This window comes from Rahnella sp. 1L-D-7-B-C2 (assembly GCF_057290995.1).
This window is the reverse complement of sequence record NZ_JBXAVQ010000010.1, coordinates 59,571-81,192: the sequence shown is the minus strand read 5'-3', so window position 1 is coordinate 81,192 and position 21,622 is coordinate 59,571. Positions and strand designations below refer to the sequence as shown.

Annotated in this window: 16 protein-coding genes; 10 read left to right on the top strand and 6 right to left on the bottom strand. The window is 53.3% G+C overall.

All coding sequences use genetic code 11. The annotated features are described in order from the left end of the window. Window positions 1-153 precede the first annotated feature (153 nt). From rplM to nanK, 8 genes are all read left to right on the top strand, one after another. Complete coding sequence (rplM, locus tag AC0Z7K_RS16475) at window positions 154-582, top strand: 50S ribosomal protein L13 (RefSeq protein ID WP_013577239.1); 429 nt, start codon at window positions 154-156, stop codon at window positions 580-582. Between the two features lie 16 nt (window positions 583-598). Continuing rightward, window positions 599-991, top strand: a complete 393-nt coding sequence (gene rpsI / locus AC0Z7K_RS16470) for a 30S ribosomal protein S9 (RefSeq protein WP_056776311.1) — start codon at window positions 599-601, stop codon at window positions 989-991. A 380-nt stretch (window positions 992-1,371) separates the two neighbouring features. Next, the gene (gene sspA, locus AC0Z7K_RS16465) at window positions 1,372-2,013 is read left to right on the top strand and encodes a stringent starvation protein SspA (RefSeq protein WP_112169222.1); all 642 of its coding nucleotides are present in this window, start codon (window positions 1,372-1,374) and stop codon (window positions 2,011-2,013) included. Window positions 2,014-2,016: 3 nt separating this feature from the next. Beyond that, entirely contained in the window at window positions 2,017-2,511 is a 495-nt protein-coding gene (sspB, locus tag AC0Z7K_RS16460) for a ClpXP protease specificity-enhancing factor (RefSeq protein ID WP_112169224.1), read from the top strand. A 179-nt stretch (window positions 2,512-2,690) separates the two neighbouring features. Continuing rightward, window positions 2,691-3,482 (top strand): transcriptional regulator NanR, encoded by a 792-nt coding sequence (locus AC0Z7K_RS16455; protein WP_413530572.1) that lies wholly within the window; start codon window positions 2,691-2,693, stop codon window positions 3,480-3,482. Window positions 3,483-3,652: 170 nt separating this feature from the next. Then, on the top strand, window positions 3,653-4,552 hold the full coding sequence (gene nanA / locus AC0Z7K_RS16450) for an N-acetylneuraminate lyase (protein ID WP_485615218.1): 900 nt from the start codon (window positions 3,653-3,655) through the stop codon (window positions 4,550-4,552). Between the two features lie 96 nt (window positions 4,553-4,648). Next, entirely contained in the window at window positions 4,649-6,139 is a 1,491-nt protein-coding gene (locus AC0Z7K_RS16445; protein WP_485615217.1) for a sialate:H+ symport family MFS transporter, read from the top strand. An 18-nt stretch (window positions 6,140-6,157) separates the two neighbouring features. Then, window positions 6,158-7,033: an N-acetylmannosamine kinase gene (nanK, locus tag AC0Z7K_RS16440; protein WP_485615216.1), complete on the top strand. Its 876-nt coding sequence runs from the start codon at window positions 6,158-6,160 to the stop codon at window positions 7,031-7,033. A 69-nt stretch (window positions 7,034-7,102) separates the two neighbouring features. Here the strand turns inward: nanK and AC0Z7K_RS16435 are convergent, their stop codons facing one another. Together AC0Z7K_RS16435 and gltB are read right to left on the bottom strand one after the other, a co-directional pair. Further along, on the bottom strand, window positions 7,103-8,521 hold the full coding sequence (locus tag AC0Z7K_RS16435; RefSeq protein ID WP_112169234.1) for a glutamate synthase small subunit: 1,419 nt from the start codon (window positions 8,519-8,521) through the stop codon (window positions 7,103-7,105). Between the two features lie 9 nt (window positions 8,522-8,530). Further along, window positions 8,531-12,988: a glutamate synthase large subunit gene (gene gltB, locus AC0Z7K_RS16430; RefSeq protein ID WP_413530576.1), complete on the bottom strand. Its 4,458-nt coding sequence runs from the start codon at window positions 12,986-12,988 to the stop codon at window positions 8,531-8,533. Between the two features lie 870 nt (window positions 12,989-13,858). On the opposite strand from gltB, the gene arcB reads away from it, so the two are divergent. Together arcB and mtgA are read left to right on the top strand one after the other, a co-directional pair. Next, window positions 13,859-16,198, top strand: coding sequence for an aerobic respiration two-component sensor histidine kinase ArcB (gene arcB / locus AC0Z7K_RS16425; RefSeq protein WP_485615215.1), 2,340 nt, complete (start codon window positions 13,859-13,861; stop codon window positions 16,196-16,198). A gap of 896 nt (window positions 16,199-17,094) precedes the next feature. Next, window positions 17,095-17,823 carry a monofunctional biosynthetic peptidoglycan transglycosylase gene (gene mtgA / locus AC0Z7K_RS16420; RefSeq protein WP_485615214.1) on the top strand — a complete coding sequence of 243 codons (729 nt, stop codon included), beginning with the start codon at window positions 17,095-17,097 and terminating at the stop codon, window positions 17,821-17,823. Window positions 17,824-17,902: 79 nt separating this feature from the next. Here mtgA and dolP read toward each other — a convergent pair whose 3' ends face one another. The 4 genes from dolP to AC0Z7K_RS16400 all read right to left on the bottom strand — a co-directional run bounded on the left by dolP (window position 17,903) and on the right by AC0Z7K_RS16400 (window position 21,585). Beyond that, entirely contained in the window at window positions 17,903-18,478 is a 576-nt protein-coding gene (gene dolP, locus AC0Z7K_RS16415; protein WP_413530579.1) for a division/outer membrane stress-associated lipid-binding lipoprotein, read from the bottom strand. Window positions 18,479-18,487: 9 nt separating this feature from the next. Next, window positions 18,488-19,078: a DnaA initiator-associating protein DiaA gene (gene diaA, locus AC0Z7K_RS16410; protein ID WP_056776362.1), complete on the bottom strand. Its 591-nt coding sequence runs from the start codon at window positions 19,076-19,078 to the stop codon at window positions 18,488-18,490. Window positions 19,079-19,108: 30 nt separating this feature from the next. After that, window positions 19,109-19,483, bottom strand: coding sequence for a YraN family protein (locus AC0Z7K_RS16405; protein ID WP_485615213.1), 375 nt, complete (start codon window positions 19,481-19,483; stop codon window positions 19,109-19,111). Window positions 19,484-19,560: 77 nt separating this feature from the next. After that, window positions 19,561-21,585 carry a penicillin-binding protein activator gene (locus tag AC0Z7K_RS16400; protein ID WP_485615212.1) on the bottom strand — a complete coding sequence of 675 codons (2,025 nt, stop codon included), beginning with the start codon at window positions 21,583-21,585 and terminating at the stop codon, window positions 19,561-19,563. Window positions 21,586-21,622: the final 37 nt, after the last annotated feature.

The window sequence follows — 21,622 nt, the reverse complement described above, 5'->3', positions numbered from 1 at the left end:
GTTTTTTTCCCGAAACTTTATAAGTGCCAGCATTGGCTATTCGAAGGGGTAGGTTTGCTGGACGATGGTCGTGTGAACCTCAAATACTTATTTTATAAACAAGTAAGCGTTCGGGTGTTCGCCAACGTGTAACTTTAATTGGGTAAGCTTTTAATGAAAACTTTTACAGCTAAACCGGAAACCGTACAACGTGACTGGTTCGTAGTTGACGCTACCGGCAAGACCTTAGGTCGCCTGGCCACTGAACTGGCCCGCCGTCTGCGTGGCAAACATAAAGCGGAATACACTCCGCACGTTGATACTGGTGATTACATCATCGTTCTGAACGCAGAAAAAGTTGCTGTAACCGGCAACAAGCGTAACGACAAGATCTATTACCATCACACCGGCCACATCGGTGGTATCAAGCAAGCGACCTTTGAAGAGATGATCGCTCGCCGTCCTGAACGCGTGATCGAGCTCGCGGTTAAAGGCATGTTGCCAAAGGGCCCGTTGGGTCGTGCAATGTACCGTAAAATGAAAGTTTACGCGGGTAACGAGCACACTCATGCGGCGCAACAACCGCAAGTTCTTGACATTTAATTCGGGATTATAGGCAATGGCTGAAAATCAATACTACGGCACTGGTCGCCGCAAAAGCTCCGCCGCTCGTGTTTTCATCAAACCGGGTAGTGGTAACATCGTAATCAACCAGCGTAGCCTGGAACAGTACTTTGGTCGTGAAACTGCCCGCATGGTAGTTCGTCAACCTCTGGAACTGGTCGACATGGTTACTAAATTTGACCTGTACATCACTGTTAAAGGTGGTGGTATCTCTGGTCAGGCTGGCGCTATCCGTCACGGTATCACCCGTGCACTGATGGAATATGACGAAAATCTGCGTGGCGAACTGCGTAAAGCAGGCTTCGTTACTCGCGATGCTCGTCAGGTTGAACGTAAGAAAGTCGGTCTGCGTAAAGCACGTCGTCGTCCTCAGTTCTCCAAGCGTTAATTTTCTGCTGCTTATGCAGCACAGTGCTACGGCACGAAAATCAACGTCAAAAACCCGGTGCCACACCGGGTTTTTTTATGCCTGTCATTCCGCTAAGGCTTGCAAAAAACAGGCTTAAATGATTTTCAGATACACAATTCACCACGAATTCATCTCGCCGTCCCCACAGCACGCGTAAAATCTGGTAAACTATCACACACTTTTGTGCCTATTCGCCGAGCAGTTGACGTTGCCGCGCTTCCTGGCTGGGTTCGCCTTGCCAACGGTTGTCTATGAAACTACGGAACAAAAACTGCAGGCTGGCGATAAAATGACTGTTCAGGATAGCAGCCTGACAGTTGGCTATTCGCTGTATAATTCTAGATAACTTGGAGGTTTTCATGGCTGTCGCTGCCAACAAACGTTCGGTAATGACGCTGTTTTCCGGCCCGACCGACATTTTTAGCCATCAGGTACGTATCGTACTGGCCGAAAAAGGTGTCAGTGTCGAGATTGAGCAGGTTGAGATGGATCACCTGCCGCAGGATCTTATTGACCTCAACCCTTATCGCACCGTCCCTACGCTGGTCGATCGTGAGCTGACGCTGTTCGAATCCCGCATCATCATGGAATATCTTGATGAGCGTTTCCCGCATCCACCACTGATGCCGGTCTATCCGGTAGCGCGTGGCGAGAGCCGTCTGATGATGCACCGCATCGAAAACGACTGGTACTCTCTGATGCGTCAGATTGAGAACGGCACCGCCGCCGAAGCCGACGCAGCGCGTAAGCAACTGCGCGAAGAACTGCTGGCCATCGCACCAATTTTCTCTTATATGCCTTACTTCAAGAGCGAAGAGTTCAGCCTGGTCGATTGCTATCTGGCTCCGCTGTTATGGCGTTTGCCGGAAATGGGCATTGAGTTGTCCGGCACGGGTTCTAAAGAGCTGAAAGGCTATATGACGCGCGTCTTCGAACGTGATGCATTCCTGGCCTCCCTGACCGAACCCGAGCGCGAAATGCGTTTGCACACACGGGGTTAAGGTATGGAGATGAACGACATGTCTCCGCGCCGGCCTTACCTGTTGCGGGCTTTTTATGAGTGGTTGCTCGATAACCAGCTCACCCCGCACCTGGTGGTTGATGTGACGATGCCCGGCGTTATGGTTCCGATGGAGTTTGCACGTGACGGACAGATCGTTCTGAACGTGGCACCTCGCGCCGTCGGTAATCTTGAACTGGGTAATGACGATGTACGTTTCAACGCCCGTTTTGGCGGTGTGCCGCGTAACGTATTCGTACCGATCGCTGCAGTACTGGCGATCTACGCCCGTGAAAACGGTGCCGGTACCATGTTCGAGCCTGAACCTGCTTACGAAGCTGAAGGTGCCTTCGCGGATAACCTGAGCAACGATGAGACCTCAGAGCCGACCATGTCAGTCATTGACGGTGATTTGCCTGATGTGTCTGAAGAAGGCCCGGATGACGAGCCGCCAACGCCACCACGCGGTGGTCGCCCGGCATTACGCGTCGTGAAGTAATCGTTCGTCAGATTGATTCTGGTTTGCACTTCGGCCAGACTGAAACCCTGCGTGAATACGCGGGGTTTTTTATTGTCCAAACCCCACCGGGCTCTCCTTTCGCCAGTGCAGATTTGCTGTGTTATCATTCAAAAAGTCATTCGCAAACGTCCCATTAATAATGGTCTGATCCCGACGCTATGAGCACATTCGACGAACAACCGGCAGAAACCAGTGATACCTTCGGGCATGCAATGCGCCGCCGTCCGCTCGCGCGCAAGAAGCTTTCAGAGATGGTAGAAGAAGAACTGGAGCAGATGATCCGCAGGCGCGAATTCGCTGAAGGTGAACAACTGCCGTCAGAACGTGAGCTGATGACCTTTTTCAATGTTGGCCGTCCATCCGTGCGTGAAGCACTGGCTGCGCTTAAACGCAAAGGGCTGGTGCAGATTAGTAACGGTGAACGCGCCCGCGTTTCACGTCCTTCGGCAGAAACCATTATCAGTGAATTGTCCGGCGTGGCGACAGATTTTCTGGCGCGTCCTGAAGGTATCGCTCATTTCGAACAACTGAGGATGTTTTTCGAATCGAGCCTGGTACGTTATGCCGCCGAGTTTGCCACTGATGAGCAGATTCAGCGTCTGGGGCAGGCGCTGGAAATAAATAGTCAGTCGCTTGATGATAACGAGCTTTTCATTCGCTCGGATATCGAGTTTCATCGCGAACTGGCTGAAATCCCGGCCAATCCGATCTTCATGGTCGTGCATGTTGCCTTGCTGGACTGGCTGATTGCGGCGCGTCCTGCCGTACCGCAGGAAGAATTGCATGCGCATAATAATGTCAGCTATCAGCAGCACATCGAAATCTTCGACGCCATTCGTTCGCGTGATCCTGATACCGCGGATGCTGCGCTGAAAGCGCATCTTAAAAGCGTATTTGCGGCCTATTACGCGGCACCGCGTAAGCATGGTTTTAAAAAACAACCGGTCTGAACTGAGATCTTCCCCGCATTTTTTTTGATCATCGCTGATCAACCATAACTATTTCATATGGCAGAGATCACATCCTGAGCCTTCAGTTGTATTGTGTTTGTTTTTTGGTCTGGTATAACAGGTATAAAGGTATATCGATATGCTTGTAAACCAACAACCAAGAGGCGTTTATGAAACAGAATCTGCGGGGCGTGATGCCGGCATTGCTCACTCCTTTTAATCAGCAACAGCAAATAGATACCGACAGCCTGCGCCGTCTGGTGCGTTTTAATATCGAACAGGGGATCGATGGCCTGTATGTCGGCGGCTCCACTGGTGAAGCTTTTCTTCAAAGCCAGCAGGAGCGCGAACAGGTGCTGGAAATCGTGGCGGAAGAAGCAAAAGGGAAGGTGATATTAATCGCGCATGTCGGTGCAATCAGCACCCGTGAAAGTCAGACGCTGGCAGCTGCCGCCTGCCGTTACGGCTTTGATGCTGTCTCCGCAGTCACGCCTTTTTACTATCCTTTCAGCTTTAATGAACATTGTGATCACTACCGTGCCGTGACGGATTCTGCCGAAGGCTTGCCTATGGTGGTCTACAACATTCCCGCACTCAGCGGCGTGAAACTGACTTTGGAACAGATTGATACGTTAATCACACTGCCCGGCGTTGGTGCGCTCAAACAAACCTCCGGTGATCTGTACGAAATGGAGAAAATCCGCCGTGCGCATCCGGATCTGGTCCTCTATAACGGTTATGACGAAATTTTTGCTTCCGGCCTGCTGGCGGGGGCTGATGGTGGAATTGGCAGCACCTACAACGTGATGGGCTGGCGATATATGGCTATTAAACAAGCAGTGCAGGACGGGGATATGCGACGCGCAATGCATCTGCAAAGTGAGTGCAATAAGGTCATCGATCTGCTGATTAAAGTCGGTGTTTTCCGCGGACTGAAAACGATTTTGCACTATATGGATATCGTTGCCGAGCCGCTGTGTCGCAAACCTTTTGCACCGGTGGATGCACAGTATCTGCCAGCGCTTAAGGCGTTGGCCGCGCAGCTTCAGGCAGAACGTACTGCGTTCTGATGCCTGCTCCCTGATACCGGTTTGTCCGGAATCAACAATACTCTATCAGTCCTAACCAAAGGACGGGTTAGTACTCATCCGTCCCGGGGGTGATTTATGCGTAACAATGCCCGACAGACCTCATGGTTTCGCCTTTTGACTAAACCGCAATGGAAAGCATTTTCGGCCGCATGGATTGGCTACCTTTTGGATGGTTTTGATTTTGTCCTGATCGCATTAGTGCTGACAGAAATTAAAAGCGAGTTCGACCTGACGGGTGTACAGGCGGCGAGTCTGATTTCAGCGGCATTTATCTCCCGCTGGTTTGGTGGATTACTGCTCGGCGCAATGGGTGATCGTTATGGCAGGAAGCTGGCGATGATCACCAGTATTGTGCTGTTTTCTATCGGGACATTGGCCTGCGGCTTCGCCCCTGGTTTCACAGTGATGTTTTTCGCCCGTCTGATTATCGGTATAGGCATGGCGGGCGAATACGGTTCAAGTGCCACATACGTCATTGAAAGCTGGCCGAGACATTTACGCAACAAAGCGAGCGGGTTTCTGATATCCGGGTTCTCAGTAGGCGCGGTGATTGCCGCTCAGGTTTACAGCGTGGTGGTGCCGGTCTGGGGGTGGCGCGCGTTGTTTTTCATCGGCATCTTACCCATTATTTTCGCCCTCTGGCTGCGTAAGAACATACCGGAAGCAGAAGACTGGAAGGTGAAGTTCGCGAATAAGAAACCGGCCAAAACCATGGTGGATATTCTCTATCGCGGCAAGCATAGGGTCACCAATGTAGGTATGACGGTCGTCGCGGCCATCGCGTTGTATTTCTGTTTCGCTGGCAACGTGGGCAGTGCGGTAGTGATTACGATACTGGGTCTCATGTGCGCGACAATTTTCGTCAGCTTTATGGTACAGGGCAGCGGCAAACGCTGGCCGACGGGTGTATCGCTGATGGTCGTCGTCTTCTTTGCCTTTCTGTACTCATGGCCAATTCAGGCGCTATTACCGACATACTTAAAAACCGAACTGGCCTATTCGCCAACGCTGGTCGCCCATGTGCTGTTCTTCAGTGGCTTTGGTGCAGCGGTAGGTTGCTGCGTGGGCGGTTTCCTCGGCGACTGGCTGGGAACGCGTAAAGCCTATGTGTACAGCCTGCTGGCCTCTCAGTTATTGATTATTCCGGTATTTGCCATTGGCGGCGGAAATATATGGGTGTTGGGATTACTGTTGTTCCTGCAACAAATGCTGGGGCAGGGCATCTCGGGCATTCTGCCTAAGCTGATCGGGGGGTATTTTGATACTGAACAGCGTGCAGCAGGGCTGGGCTTTACCTATAACGTCGGCGCGCTGGGTGGCGCTTTGGCACCGGTGATTGGGGTGACAATTGCACAGCGTTTGGATCTCGGTACTGCGCTGGCTTCACTGTCCTTCGGGCTGACATTTGTGGTGATCTTGCTTATCGGGCTGGATATGCCCTCACGCATTCAGCGCTGGATCCATCCGGAAGCATTACGTACGCATGATGCGATTGATGGCAAACCTTTCAGCGGAGCAGTGAAAGTAAAGCCGGTAAATACAAAAACCGGGTTAATCAGAAATTGAAATCGTGAGGGTTTCCAAATGACGACGCTGGTGATTGATATCGGTGGCACTAAACTTGCGGCTGCGCTGGCAGACAGCGGCTTGCATCTCACCCGGCGTCGGGAAATCCCCACACCCGCCAGCCGGACGGCGGATGCTTTGCACACTGCACTGTCTGAACTGATCGCCCCGCTGGTTTCACAGGCTCAGCGAGTGGCGATAGCTTCTACGGGCATTATTAAGCAGGGGGTTCTGACAGCGCTGAATCCAGATAATCTGGGTGGTCTCAGACATTTTCCGCTGGTGGAGGCGATTTCCCGTCTGACCCGACTTCCCTGCATAGCGATAAATGATGCTCAGGCCGCCACCTGGGCCGAGTATCATTCACTGGCAACGGATATTCGGGATATGGTGTTTCTCACTGTCTCGACTGGCGTAGGCGGCGGAATTATCAGTAATGGAAAGTTGCTGACAGGCACCCAAGGGCTGGCGGGACATTTTGGCCATACGCTGGCCGATCCTCAGGGGCCACGCTGTGGTTGCGGCCGGACGGGGTGCGTGGAGGTGATGGCCTCAGGGCGTGGAATTGCCAGCGCTGCACGGGGCGAATTAGCCGGTAGTACCGCAAAACAGATTTTTGCCCACGCGGCTGCGGGAAATTTGCACGCACAAGCACTGATCTTACGTTCGGCCCAGGTGCTGGCACGTTTGATTGCAGATATCAAAATAGTGACGGATTGCCAGTGTGTCATCATTGGCGGCAGTATTGGTCTGGCCGACGGCTATTTAGGGCAGGTGAAAACCTGTCTTGATGAAGAACCTGAGGTGTGTCGCGTACCACTATTGAGAGCGCAACATCAGCATGACGCCGGTTTGCGGGGAGCCGCTTTACTGGCGCGGGAAATGACGTTTTAGGTTGATTCCGCTTAAAAAAAAAGGGACTGTCATCGCTGGCAGCCCCTTTTTTATTGATGACCTGTTGGATCAGACCTCGAGGAAATTCATAATCCCTTCAGCCGCTTTACGCCCTTCGGCAATCGCCGTGACCACCAGATCAGAACCGCGAACCGCATCGCCACCGGCGAAGATTTTCGGATTGCTGGTCTGGAAAGCGTTATCGCTGCCTTCCGGTGCCAGGATGCGTCCCTGAGTATCCAGTTCGACGTCGTGTGCAGCCAGCCATTCCATTTTGTGAGGACGGAAACCGAAGGCCATGACCACGGCGTCTGCTTCCATCACATGCTCGGAACCGGCAACAATCTCAGCACGGCGACGGCCATGTGCATCTGGTGCACCCAGTTCGGTACGCGCCATGCGCACGCCGCAGACACGGCCAGAATCATTCAGCTCAATACTCAGAGGTTGCAGGTTGAACTTGAATTCCACGCCTTCTTCACGCGCGTTCTTCACTTCGCGACGCGAGCCCGGCATGTTCTCTTCATCACGACGGTACGCACAGGTCACGTGAGTCGCACCCTGACGGATTGAAGTACGCACGCAGTCCATCGCAGTATCACCACCGCCCAGCACCACCACGCGTTTCTTGTCCATGGTGACGTAAGGCTCTTCCTGACTGTCGTCGTAACCCATCAGCTGTTTGGTGTTGGCGATGAGGAACGGTAGTGCATCGTACACGCCGGGTGCATCTTCGTTCGCCAGACCGCCGCGCATGGACTGATAAGTCCCCACGCCGAGGAAGACAGAATCGTATTCCGCCAGCAGTGCATCAATGGTGATGTCTTTACCAACTTCCGTATTGAGTTGGAACTCGATACCCATCTCAGTGAAGATTTCACGACGCTTGGTCATGACCGATTTTTCCAGCTTGAAGGCCGGAATACCGAACGTCAGCAGGCCGCCGATTTCCGGATGACGGTCATATACCACTGCTTTGACGCCGTTACGGGTCAGTACGTCGGCACATGCCAGGCCAGCCGGTCCTGCGCCGATGATCGCCACACGTTTTCCTGTTGGATGTACGTGAGACATATCCGGGCGCCAGCCCATTTCGATGGCTTTGTCGCTGATGTAGCGTTCGATATTACCGATGGTCACCGCGCCGAATTCATCGTTCAGGGTGCAGGAACCTTCGCACAGACGATCCTGCGGGCAGACGCGCCCACAAACTTCCGGCAGGCTGTTGGTCTGGTGCGCGAGGTCGGCGGCTTCCATGATGCGACCTTCGTTTGCCAGCTTCAGCCAGTTTGGAATGTAATTGTGTACCGGACATTTCCATTCGCAATAAGGGTTACCACAGGACAGACAGCGGTCTGCCTGCGATGCAGCCTGAGTTGCTGAGAACGGCTCGTAAATTTCCACAAACTCAATTTTACGGATCTTCAGCGCTTTCTTAGGCGGATCAACACGCTGTAAGTCGACAAATTGATAAACGTTTTGACTCATCTTAACCTCTTACTGCGCTTGTACCCGCAGCTCAGCTGCGGAACGGCTACGGTGACCCAACAATGCTTTGACATCACTGGACTTCGGTTTAACCAGGGCAAATTTCGGTGCCCATTCTGGCCAGTTTGCCAAAATCTCTTCACCGCGGGCTGATGCGGTCAACTGTACGTGTTCAATAATCAAACCGCGCAGATGCTCTTCGTGGATGGCCAGGTCGGCCACTTCCAGCACTTCTACCAGTTCAGGATTGACGCGCTTACGGAATTCACCATCTTCATCCAGCACGTAAGCGAAGCCGCCGGTCATGCCTGCGCCGAAGTTGACGCCGGTACGACCCAGCACGCAGACGATGCCGCCAGTCATATATTCACAGCCGTTGTCGCCGATGCCTTCAACCACGGTAATCGCGCCTGAGTTACGCACGGCGAAACGTTCGCCTGCGCGACCCGCCGCAAACATTTTGCCGCCGGTTGCGCCATACAGGCAGGTGTTACCGATGATGCTGGCTTCGTGGCTGCGGAATGCTGAACCGATTGGCGGGCGGATGGCGATACGGCCACCGGCCATGCCTTTACCCACGTAGTCGTTCGCGTCGCCGGTCAGCATTAAGTCCACACCGCCTGCGTTCCAGACGCCGAAGCTCTGGCCTGCGGTGCCGTTGAAGTTAATACGCACCGGATCTGCCGCCATGCCCTGATCGCCATGTTTCTCAGCAATCGCGCCGGACAACATTGCGCCGACAGAACGGTCGGTGTTACGGATATCAAAGTAGAACGCTTTGCTCTGCTTAGAATCGATATGCGGCGATGCCTGCTCCAGAATATCTTTGTTCAGCTGACCTTTGTCGAAGGCCGGGTTACCTTCGGTGCAGTACACCGCTTTGCCTTCGTGCGGCGTGGCGGTCGCCAGCATCGCAGAAAGATCAAGGCTGTTTTGCTTCGCGGTGAAGCCGTCCAGCTCGGTAAGCAAGTCGGTACGACCGATCAAATCTACCAGCTGACTGACGCCCAACTCGGCCATGATTTCACGGGTTTCCTGCGTGATGAACTTGAAGTAGTTCACTACGCGCTCTGGCAGGCCGTGGTAATGGTTGCGGCGCAGTTTGTCATCCTGTGTTGCCACGCCGGTGGCGCAGTTGTTCAGGTGACAGATACGCAGGTATTTACATCCCAGCGCGACCATCGGGCCGGTACCAAAACCGAAGCTCTCTGCGCCCAGAATGGCCGCTTTGATGATGTCTAAGCCGGTTTTCAGACCGCCATCCACTTGCAGACGAATTTTGTGACGCAGGCCGTTGGCCACCAGAGCCTGCTGTGTTTCCACCAGACCCAGCTCCCACGGGCAGCCCGCGTATTTCACCGAAGACAGCGGGCTTGCGCCGGTGCCGCCGTCGTAACCTGCGATGGTGATTAAATCGGCATAGGCTTTTGCCACACCGACCGCGATGGTACCGACGCCTGGTTCAGAAACCAGCTTCACCGAAATCATCGCTTTCGGGTTGACCTGTTTCAAATCGAAGATCAGCTGTGCCAGATCTTCGATGGAATAGATGTCGTGGTGAGGCGGTGGAGAAATCAGGGTCACGCCCGGCACGGAATAACGCAGTTTCGCAATGTACGGCGTCACTTTGTCACCCGGCAGCTGGCCGCCTTCGCCCGGTTTTGCACCCTGCGCTACTTTGATCTGAATAACGTCAGCATTCACCAGGTACGCCGGCGTCACGCCGAAGCGGCCAGAAGCCACCTGTTTGATACGGGACACTTTATTGGTGCCGTAGCGCGCCGGATCTTCGCCGCCTTCGCCGGAGTTCGAACGTCCGCCGATGCTGTTCATCGCTTCGGCCAGAGACTCATGCGCTTCCGGGCTTAACGCACCGATAGACATCGCTGCGGTATCGAAACGGGTAAACAGACCTTCCGCCGGCTCTACCTGATCGACCGGGATCGGCTGGTCTTTCGGCGTTACTTTCAGCAAGTCGCGCAGTGTGGCGACCGGACGCTCGTTAACCAGTTTGGCGTATTTTTTATAGTCATCGTAATCACCGCTGTTGACTGCCGTTTGCAGGGTGGTGACCACATCCGGATTGTAAGAATGATATTCACCGCCGTGGACGAATTTCAGCAATCCGCCCTGATCCAGCGTTTTACGTTTCAGCCACGCGCGCTTGGACAGGTTCAGCAGATCCTGTTCAAAGTCAGTGTAACCGGCGCCGCCGATACGGCTGACCACGCCGTTGAAGCAGGTGTTGCAAAGATCTTTCGCCAGACCGACGGCTTCAAACAGTTTGGAACAACGGTAAGAGGCAACGGTGGATATGCCCATTTTGGACATGATCTTGTACAGACCTTTGTTGATGCCGTTACGGTAGTTCAGCATCACTTCACGGTATTTCTTCTCGATAACCTGCGAATCCACCAGCTTGGCCAGCGTTTCATAGGCGAGGTATGGATAAACGGCGGTGGCACCGAAGCCGATCAGCACCGCGAAATGATGCGGGTCACGGGCGCTGGCGGTTTCAACAATAATGTTGGCGTCGCAGCGCAGGCTTTTCTCAACCAGGCGCAGCTGCAGCGCACCGACGGCCATTGGTGCAGGCAGCGGCAGGCGGTTAGCGGAGATGTTGCGGTCGGACAGCACCAGCAGCACCGCGCCGTTACGCACTTTCTCTTCGCCTTCGTCACAGAGTTTCTGGACGAACTGCTCCATATTTTGCTCGGTCGGATCGTAGGTCAGATCCAGTGTCTCAGCGCGATAGTGTTTACTGTCAAGCTGGGTGAGCTGTTTAAAGTCAGACCACAGCAGGATTGGCGATTTGAAGCTCAGACGGTGTGCCTGACCTTCAGCTTCGCAGAACACGTTCATCTCGCGGCCAATGCTGGTTGCCAGAGACATGACGTGCGCTTCACGCAGCGGATCGATTGGCGGGTTGGTCACCTGCGCAAACTGCTGGCGGAAGTAGTCATAAATAATGCGCGGACGGCTGGAGAGCACGGCAAACGGCGTATCATCGCCCATCGAACCGACGGCTTCCTGACCGTTCTCACCGAGTACGCGGATGATTTGATCTAATTCTTCACTGCTGTAGCCGAACTGTTTCTGGAAGGTTTCCAGCGTAGTGTCGTCCAGTTCGCGGCTACCGACCTGATCTTCCGGCAGGTCTTCGAACGGCACCAGACGCTGAACGTTTTTCTCCATCCACTCTTTATACGGATGGCGACCTTTCAGATCGTTGTCTGTTTCAGCCGAGTGGTGGATTTTCCCGCTGCGGGTGTCGATCACCATCAGTTCGCCCGGCCCGACGCGGCCTTTTTCGACCACTTCGTCCGGCTGGTAATCCCAGATACCCACTTCAGACGCACAGGTAATCAGCTTGTCTTTGGTGATGACGTAGCGCGCAGGGCGCAGGCCGTTACGGTCGAGGTTACAGGCGGCGTAGCGGCCATCTGACATCACGATACCGGCCGGGCCGTCCCACGGTTCCATGTGCATGGAGTTAAAGTCGAAGAACGCGCGCAGATCGTTATCCATATCCGGGTTTTGCTGCCAGGCTGGCGGCACCAGCAAACGCATGGCGCGCAGCAGGTCCATACCGCCCGCCAGGAACAGTTCCAGCATGTTATCGAGCGAGCTGGAGTCCGAACCGGTTTCATTGACGAAAGGTGCAGCATCTTGCAGATCGGGGATCAGCGGCGTTTTGAATTTGTAGGCACGGGCGCGCGCCCACTGGCGGTTACCGGTGATGGTGTTGATTTCGCCGTTGTGCGCCAGATAGCGGAAAGGCTGAGCCAGCTGCCAGCGCGGTACCGTGTTGGTCGAAAAACGCTGGTGGAACAGGCAGATAGCTGATTCCAGACGCAGGTCGGCCAAGTCTAAATAGAAGCGTGGCAGATCCGCAGGCATACACAGGCCTTTGTAAATCGTGACCACGTTGGAGAAACTGCATACGTAGAAGTCTTTATCCTGAACGCGTTTCTCAATGCGGCGGCGCGCCATATACAGGCGGCGCTCCATGTCACGCGGACGCCAGCCGGCAGGCGCGTTGACAAAAATCTGTTCGATGCGGGGCAGGGAGGAAAGCGCGATTTCACCGAGGACATCCGGATTGGTCGGAACGTCACGCCAGCCCACTACGGACAACGTCTCGTTTTGCAGCTCTTCTTCAACAATGCGGCGGCTTTCAGCCGCTTCTGTTTCGTCTTTGCTGAGGAATAGCATACCGACGGCATAGTTCTTCGCCAGACGCCAGCTGCGCTCTTCGGCGATCATCCGGAAGAAACGGTCCGGCTTCTGTAAATGCAGGCCACAGCCGTCGCCGGTCTTGCCGTCAGCAAGGATCGCGCCACGGTGTTGCATACGCGCCAGTGCGTGGATTGCCGTACGCACGACCTTATGGCTAGGTTCGCCTTCAATATGGGCGATCAGGCCGAAACCACAGTTGTCCCTCTCTTGGGATTTATCGTACAACATATCGTGAACCCCCCAGGCTCTGCGAGACTCTCACACCAACCGCGAGGGCGCTATAGACAGAGATTGCTCGCATTTTCGCGCACTCTTGCGGTGCGTTGAATGCCCGGGCATCTCCGTCAAAGGCCTCTCGTGATGGTGCTCACAAGTGGTGGTTGACTTGTTTTAATGAGGGAGTCTTCAATTACTGCATAAATATGACGAGTTGCTCACCCGTCGAGATTGCTTCCAGCGGACTCCCAACTTAGCGAGAAAGCACTGACAGGTCAAATGGCGAATTAAGTTATATTAAAAGTGATATAAAGAGATTTAATTGATTGAAATATATATTAATTGTGTCGTTTTTATTGGCGTATTTTCGGTGGGGTCATGCCTGTAAAGTGTGAGCTGACTCACTATGGAGAAAGCTTCAGATCTCCGCACCATGCTGGCACGGGCGTAATTACCAGTATTTTATACTGCAAAAGACTGTGCTGATGCGGTTTGTCACTGTTTTTAACCGGGTCGTAATAATGTACTAATACGGGAGCAGTAATAAGAATTATTCATACTGCCATGAATGACTTTATTTGCAGTAATAATGAATAGTTATGCCTGCGCGGGCAGCGCCTTCAGAGAAAGGTTTACGGGGATAATGAAGAAAAACGTTAGCCGGAGTGCATTTGGCCGGGCTACGGGCAGAATATGGCCGGCCGATATTAATAATATCGCGGCGAAGATTAGTCAATAACTCTGCACTTATTTCCCGCATTGCACCACAGCAAGCCCCTGCAAGGTGCAGCTCACAAACTTTCTGCGCAATATCCGCCCTCAGACTCACCCCGGTGAGGTTTTGCGGTATGATTCACGCGACTTCGTTTTAAGGGAACCGTTATGAAGCAAATCCGGGTTTTAGCGCAGTATTATGTCGATCTGATGGTCAAACTGGGGCTGGTGAGATTCTCACTGCTGTTGGCCTCTGCGCTGGTGGTACTGGCGATGATTGTCCAGATGGCGGTGACCATGCTTCTGCGTGGCCAGGTGGAAAGTATCGATGTGGTTCGGTCCATTTTCTTTGGTTTGCTGATCACGCCCTGGGCCGTGTACTTCCTCTCGGTGGTGGTCGAGCAGCTTGAAGAGTCGCGCCAGCGGTTAACGCGCCTGGTTGATAAGCTGGAAGAGATGCGCCATCGCGATCTCGAACTGAATCAGCAACTGAAAGACAATATCACCCAACTTAATCAGGAAATCGCCGACCGCGTGAAAGCAGAAGAAGCGCGTCTGGCAGTGGTCGATAAGCTAAAACTTGAAATGCATCACCGCGAGCAGGCGCAGATCGAACTGAGCCAGCAATCGGCGTTATTACGCTCCTTCCTCGATGCGTCCCCGGATCTGGTGTATTACCGCAACGAAGATAAAGAATTCTCCGGCTGTAACCGTGCGATGGAATTGCTGACCGGTAAAAGCGAGAAACAGCTTATCGGCCTGACGCCTGATGATGTGTATACCCCGGACATCGCCGAGAAAGTGGTGGAGACCGATGAAAAAGTATTCCGTCACAACGTTTCTCTGACCTATGAACAATGGCTGGTGTATCCGGATGGCCGTAAAGCCTGCTTCGAACTGCGTAAAGTACCGTTTTACGATCGTATCGGTAAGCGCCATGGCCTGATGGGCTTCGGACGCGATATTACCGAGCGTAAGCGTTACCAGGACGCGCTGGAGAATGCCAGCCGCGAAAAGACCACGTTTATTTCCACCATCAGTCACGAGTTGCGTACGCCACTTAACGGCATTGTCGGGCTGAGCCGCATTCTGCTCGATACCGAACTCGACAAAGAACAGCACAGCTACCTGAAAACCATTCACGTCAGCGCCATCACCCTTGGCAACATTTTCAACGACATTATCGAGATGGACAAAATCGAGCGCCGCAAAGTGCAGCTCGATAACCAACCGGTGGATTTCACTGAGTTCCTGTCCGATCTGGAAAACCTCTCCGGCCTGCTGGTGCAGCCGAAAGGGCTGAAGTTCATTATGGATCCCGATTTACCCTTGCCGCGCAGCATCACTACCGACGGCACGCGCTTACGCCAGATTCTATGGAACCTGATCGGTAACGCCGTGAAATTCACCCGCCAAGGGGAAATTGTGCTGAGTGTGCATTACGAAGCTAACAACATGCTGCGTTTCGTTGTGCGTGATTCGGGGATGGGGATCCCGCAGGACGAGCAGGACAAAATCTTCGCCATGTATTATCAGGTGAAAGATCGCAACGGGGGCAAACCGGCGACCGGCACCGGTATCGGTCTTGCCGTGTCGAAGCGTCTGGCGCAGGCGATGGGTGGCGATATCACCGTCAGCAGCGTACCGGGGCAGGGATCAAGCTTCACGTTAACCGTACGCGCTCCGACGCTGGATGCACCGGTGGCACAGACTGATGAAGAAGAGGATATGCCGCTGCCGGCGCTGCACGTGCTGCTGGTGGAAGATATTGAGCTGAACGTCATTGTGGCGCGCTCGGTGCTGGAGAAACTCGGTAACAGCGTGGAAGTGGCGATGAACGGCCATGATGCGCTGGAGATGTTCGATCCACAGGAATTCGATCTGGTGCTTTTGGATATCCAGCTACCGGATATGACCGGACTGGATATCGCCCGTAAACTGCGCGCCGATTACGCCGGTCAGCATTTGCCGCCGCTGATCGCGCTCACGGCCAACGTACTGAAAGACAAAAAAGAGTATCTCGACGCAGGTATGGACGATGTGCTGAGCAAGCCGCTGTCCGTTTCTGCGCTGACCGCGAAGATCCAGCAGTTCTGGGATCATCAGCCCGATGTTTCCCTTGTGCAGAAGGAGCCCGTAGTGATGAAAGACAGCGAAGCTTTACTCGATACCGCCATGCTGGAGCAGTATATCGATCTGGTTGGCCCGCAGTTGATTTATCAGAGCGCAGACATGTTCGAAAAAATGATGCCGGGTTATCTCGCGGTGTTGGATTCCAATATGACAGCGCGTGACCAGAAAGGAATTGCGGAAGAAGGGCACAAAATTAAAGGCGCGGCGGGTTCGGTAGGTCTTAAGCATTTGCAACAACTGGCGCAGCAGATTCAGACGCCGACGTTACCGGCATGGTGGGATAACGTGCAGGAATGGATTGATGAACTGAAGGCCGAGTGGCGAAATGATATACAGGTATTGCGCGAATGGACGGCAAACGCTGAAAAAAAATAACCCCAGCCGAGGCCGGGGTGCGCGAATACTGCGCCAACACCAGGGAAAGAGGTAACCCACGATAGTTGTTAGGGTTTGGATTTCGCAGGTCTTGGAATTAAGCGTTAAGTCTAATACATCCTGTAGCAATCAACATAACAAATATAAGCTGAACTGTTACAACATTCATTAAAAACTGTGATGTAGATTAGTCTTTGTCTATACAAAACATCAAGTCTTTATCGCAGGATTTTTGAGAGATTACAAATGAAGGTTGCTGATGTCTCCACACAGGAACGCAGTTTTGCTTATGTTCATGAAAATAAGGGCACTGATTTGCTGGTTTTTCCTACAGAATTTCAGTGTCGTTAATCACCGTGAAGTTGTATAACAGTGTGGCAACCCACTGTAATTCATGATTTATAGGTATCGCGTGATCATATTTTGATCAAAATGAACGGCAGTTTTGAGTTGCCTAAAGATAATGAAAAAATTTCACTTAGGTTGGAAAGGAAAATGCCAGACATAAGCGTAAATTTCCCGCTGAATTTCGCTTTATTTGCGTTGCAGGTTTGACTTAGTGGCAAGAAATTTCAGAGAGGGATTGATGAGAATTCGTTCAGTTTACGTAATTCAATTCATTAGAGTTGTTAATCAATTTTTTTTCGATTTTTTACCGCTTACAACCAGAGATCACCCGAAAAAAAAATGAGATAAAAGGCGTGGGAACCGGTTCCCATGATGCGGAACTCATTGATGATATGGATCAAAAAAATTTTTATTTGTTCAGTTTATGGGTAAAAATCTTAACAACATAAACAGATTGTTAGCAATTCGAGTCGTTATTTCGCTAGCCTGAACCGGCAGCTTCTTACGGAGATTGATTAGATGGTCAGATGTGTTGTGGAAAGTGCTGAATGAATAAATCTTCTAAAAGAGGTCTGTTACGTAAGCCACTGTTATGGCTCAAACGTATACTAATATTGATACCCTGCTTATGGATAGCAGGTATCGTTATTTTCGCGTTTTTGCCGGTGCCATTTTCAGCTGTCATGGTGGAAAGGCAGGTCTCGGCATGGCTGACCGGCGACTTTGGCTACATCGCGCATTCCGACTGGGTGTCTATGGACGAAATTGCCTCGCCGATGGCACTGGCCGTCATGGCGGCAGAAGACCAAAAATTCCCGGAGCATTGGGGATTTGATGTGGATGCCATTCAGTCGGTGCTCGATCGTGATAAAGAGGGCGGTAAAATGCGTGGCGCATCGACCCTGTCGCAGCAAACCGCAAAAAATCTCTTCTTATGGGACGGTCGCAGCTGGATCCGTAAAGGGCTGGAAGCCGGGTTGACCGTTGGCATTGAAACGGTCTGGACCAAGCGACGCATCCTGACGGTTTACCTGAACATCGTGGAGTTTGGCGATGGCGTCTTCGGCGTCGAGCAGGCCTCTCAGCACTTCTTCCATAAACCCGCCAGTAAGCTGACCGCATCGCAGGCGGCATTGCTGGCGGCAGTGCTGCCTAATCCACATCTTTTTAAGGTCAACGCGCCGTCGGCGTATGTTATGCGCAGACAGCAGTGGATCCTGCGCCAGATGAGCCAGCTCGGCGGCGAATCTTTCCTGGTGGAACATAAACTGAACTAGGTCTGGCTGAGTTGAACCATAAAAAAGGACAGCCTGAGCGCTGTCCTTTTTCGTCACTAACGTCTGACAACCGTCGGAATTACTTCACGTAAGTAAACGCCGTGGTGACGTGTTTCACGCCGCTCACGCCTGCTGCGATACCCGCCGCAGATTTGCCTTCTTCTGGTGTCACCAGCCCCAGCAGGAAGACTTCGCCGTTTTCGGTGGTCACTTTCACGTTGGACGATTTCACTGAGTCACTGGTCAGCAGTTGCGAGCGGACTTTGGTGGTGATCCAGGTATCGGTGGACGCCGTACCCATGCTGACTGGCTTGCCGGTGCGGATCTCGTTATACACTTCGGTTGCACCTTCCACGCCAACTGCAATCTGCTTGGCGCGTGCGGCCATATCCGGCGTCGGTGTCTGGCCGGTCAGCAGGACTTTGCCCTGATAGGCGGTCGCCACGATACGGGCTTCGTCTTTCAGCTGTTTATCTTTACTCATGGCATTGGAAACACGGGCTTCCAGCGTGCTGTCGTCTACCTGAGTACCGACGGTCCGCGGGTCAGTGGTGGTTTTGGTGGCCACGCCAGCTACGCCAACAACGGCGGCGGCAACACAACCTTGTAAAAGAAGGGCGCTAAACACTACTGCAAAGAGGGAACTTGCCTTCATTGGAACTCCTTAATCGTCCTGGTGAGGGAACAGCGTGCTATCAATCAGGTCACAGAGGCAATTCACTGTGAGCATATGCATTTCCTGAATACGGGCGCTGCGATGGGACGGGATGCGGATCTCAACGTCGTGAGGCCCCAGTAAACCCGCCAGCTCGCCGCCGTCATAACCCGTCAGTGCCACAATCGTCATATCACGGGTTACCGCTGCTTCAACGGCTTTCACAATATCACGGCTGTTGCCGCGGGTAGATATAGCCAACAGAACGTCGCCCGCTTGTCCCAGCGCCCGCACCTGTTTGGCATAGATTTCGTCATGCAGCCGGTCATTCGCGATGGCGGTCAGCACAATGTTATCTGCACAGAGTGAGATTGCTGGAAGGCTCGGACGTTCAGTTTCAAAACGATTAATCAGACTGGCGGAAAAATGCTGAGCATTGGCCGCAGAAGTGCCGTTACCGCAGCACAGAATTTTATTGCCGTTGAGCAGCGATTGCACCAGCGTCATCGCGGCGCGGGAAATCGCGTCAGGCAAGGCTTCTGCCGCTGCAATCTGGGTTTGGATACTTTCGGTAAAGCAGACTTTGATTCTATCCAGCACGGGTTTTCGTCCAGTCAGTCGTCATAATATTTATTCCGCATTGAAGGCATCACGCAGCCATTCTATCTGGCTGCCGGTGATGGCAAAAACATCAAAACGGCAAGATGATGTGTCAAAGCTTGCTTGACGTGCGGCAAGCCAGAAAGATGCAGCGCGCAGTAATCGCTGCTGTTTTTGACGCGTTACGCTTTCCGCCGCGCCGCCAAATTTCGCATTGCGCCGGTAGCGAACTTCAACAAACACCCAGGTTTGCTGGTCGCGCATGATCAGGTCTATCTCTCCCGTGCGGCATGCCACATTGGCCGCCACAAAGGTTAACCCTTCGCGTTCAAGATAGTGTCGTGCGAAAGCCTCATACTGATCCCCACACGATCTTGCGCGCAACTTTGACACATTTCCAAACATCAGTACGTCCTTGTACCTGTAAAGTTCTGAATTCCCTTCGCGCTAGCGCTGTTTCAGGTATCCCTTAGAATCACGTCTTAAGAGGAAACCGGCACCAGCGAGCCCTGACGGTATTGCAGCCACGGGAGTTTACGATGGATCACGCAGTTAGCGTTGGCGCTCAGATCTCCTGTGCTGCCGGAAACTTCAAAGCCCGGCAACGTGCGCATTTGGGAAAAGTGATTGGCCAGATTCCAGGCATCAATCCCCATTGCGTAGAGACGCACCAGCGAGTAATCGTTGCCGAATTTTGCGGTGGCCTGCTGCATCAGCGCCGGGTTAGAACCTGCCAGCAATGGAATATCGCTAAACTGCACGCCTTCCATTTCCAGTCGGTAATCCGGACCTGCACCGGCCTGATAGCTGCGGGAGCTGGCATAGACAGAAGGACGTGAACGGCCGCTGCCACTCATATCGAGCATCGGTTTAATCAGCGTCAGTTCGCTTTGTGTGGCGACTACGTAGACTGAATCCACTGCGCCGCCTGAGCTGCCCTGAACAATCTGAGCATCAGTCGGTGGTGCAGGAATGGTGATCCCGCCGATGGTCACACCCTGCGCTTGTGCCGGAGCGGCTGCATTGCTGGCAATGACCGGCGTCCCTGTCATACGAATACCGCTGCCGATGGATGAACGTAATTCACCCGCAGAACCCAGACCTTGTTTCAGGACGGTCTGACCTCCCAGCTTCTGCCATTCATTAGCAAACGCCTGTGCGATTCGGTCGCCAAAGTTGCCACGCGGAACCAGCAGTAACGGCATACGTTTTTGCTGCGACCACATATGGCGGGCGGCATCCTGTGCCTCGTCTTCCGGCGAGAGCGCAAAGTAACAGATATTTGGGGCGTTTTTCTCAGTTTCTGGCTGATTGAGCGCTAAAACGTTCAACGGGGTTTGATCAGAGGACAGCTCGTTCACCTGATCTTTCAGCAACGGACCGACGACAAGCGTTGCGCCATCTTGCTGAGCCTGCGTCAGCAACGCGCTGAGCGGCTGGCCATTAGTGTCGTAGATTTTGACCTGTGCATTGCTGCTGGCAACCGGTACGGCGGCAGGAACAGACGTTTGCGGCTGTTCTGGCGGCGTTGCTGTACTTGCGCTCGCGTCCGGCGCAGAGGTGCTGACAGCGGCATCAGGATCCGTGGCGGGCTGAGCCTGCGCATTTTGATCGACCGGTGCATTTTGTGGTGCCGGTTGCGAAATCTGACCGGTCATCGCGGCATTAAAGCCCTGCTGGATGGCATTGCCGTACACTTGCGCCGGGCCGCTCATCGGCAGGAATAGCGCAATTTTACCGGTAGATGCTGGCTGGAACGTCAGCACATTATTCAGCTGTGTTGGCAGATTTTTGGCTGCCGGATTGACCGGATAACGGCGCTGCCAGTCTTTGATACCGGCTTTCAGCAGATCGGGATCCTGCTTATTGCTCTGCCAGACGCTGAGTAAATCCAGCCATCCCTGCAATGTATTTTCGTCCGCATTGATAACAATGCTGGCGGCATCCTGCGCAGAAAGCTGTGTCAGCGACATCCAGGTGCGGTCGATATTGTCCTGATGCGGCTGGCCCTGCAACAGCGGTTCCTGTGCGATATACGCGCGGATCACCCCCAGACTGGTGCGGCCCTGACTGGCGTCGATTTGCGCCTGATAGTAACGTGCCTTCTGATCATTGGTCAGGTTGGTCGGATCCAACTTACTCAGGCTGGTCGCCGCATCGGTGAAATTCTTCTGCGCTATTTGCAATTGGGCGGCGGTCAGTTGCTGCTCGGTGGTTTGTTCTGAGCTCAGATTCTGCGGCAGCTTGGCGAGCTGATCGGCCGCCTGAGGCAGTTTGCCTTCGCGTATCAGGGCACGCACTGCAAGCAATTGCCAGTCAGCCTTGTTATCATCACCGCTTTGCTGTGCCTGTTGCAGATAATAGTCAGAGCTGCCGGACGCTGCCCCCTGGACACTTTCAGTCGGTGCCTGTGGCGACTGACCGGTACAGCTGGCGAGAAGCATCGCTACGATAATGGCAGGGAGCAAACGTCCCGAACGGGTACGAAAAGTCATTGAGGAAGGCATTCAGTTTCCAGTGATGTTTTTTTCAAGATGCTCAATA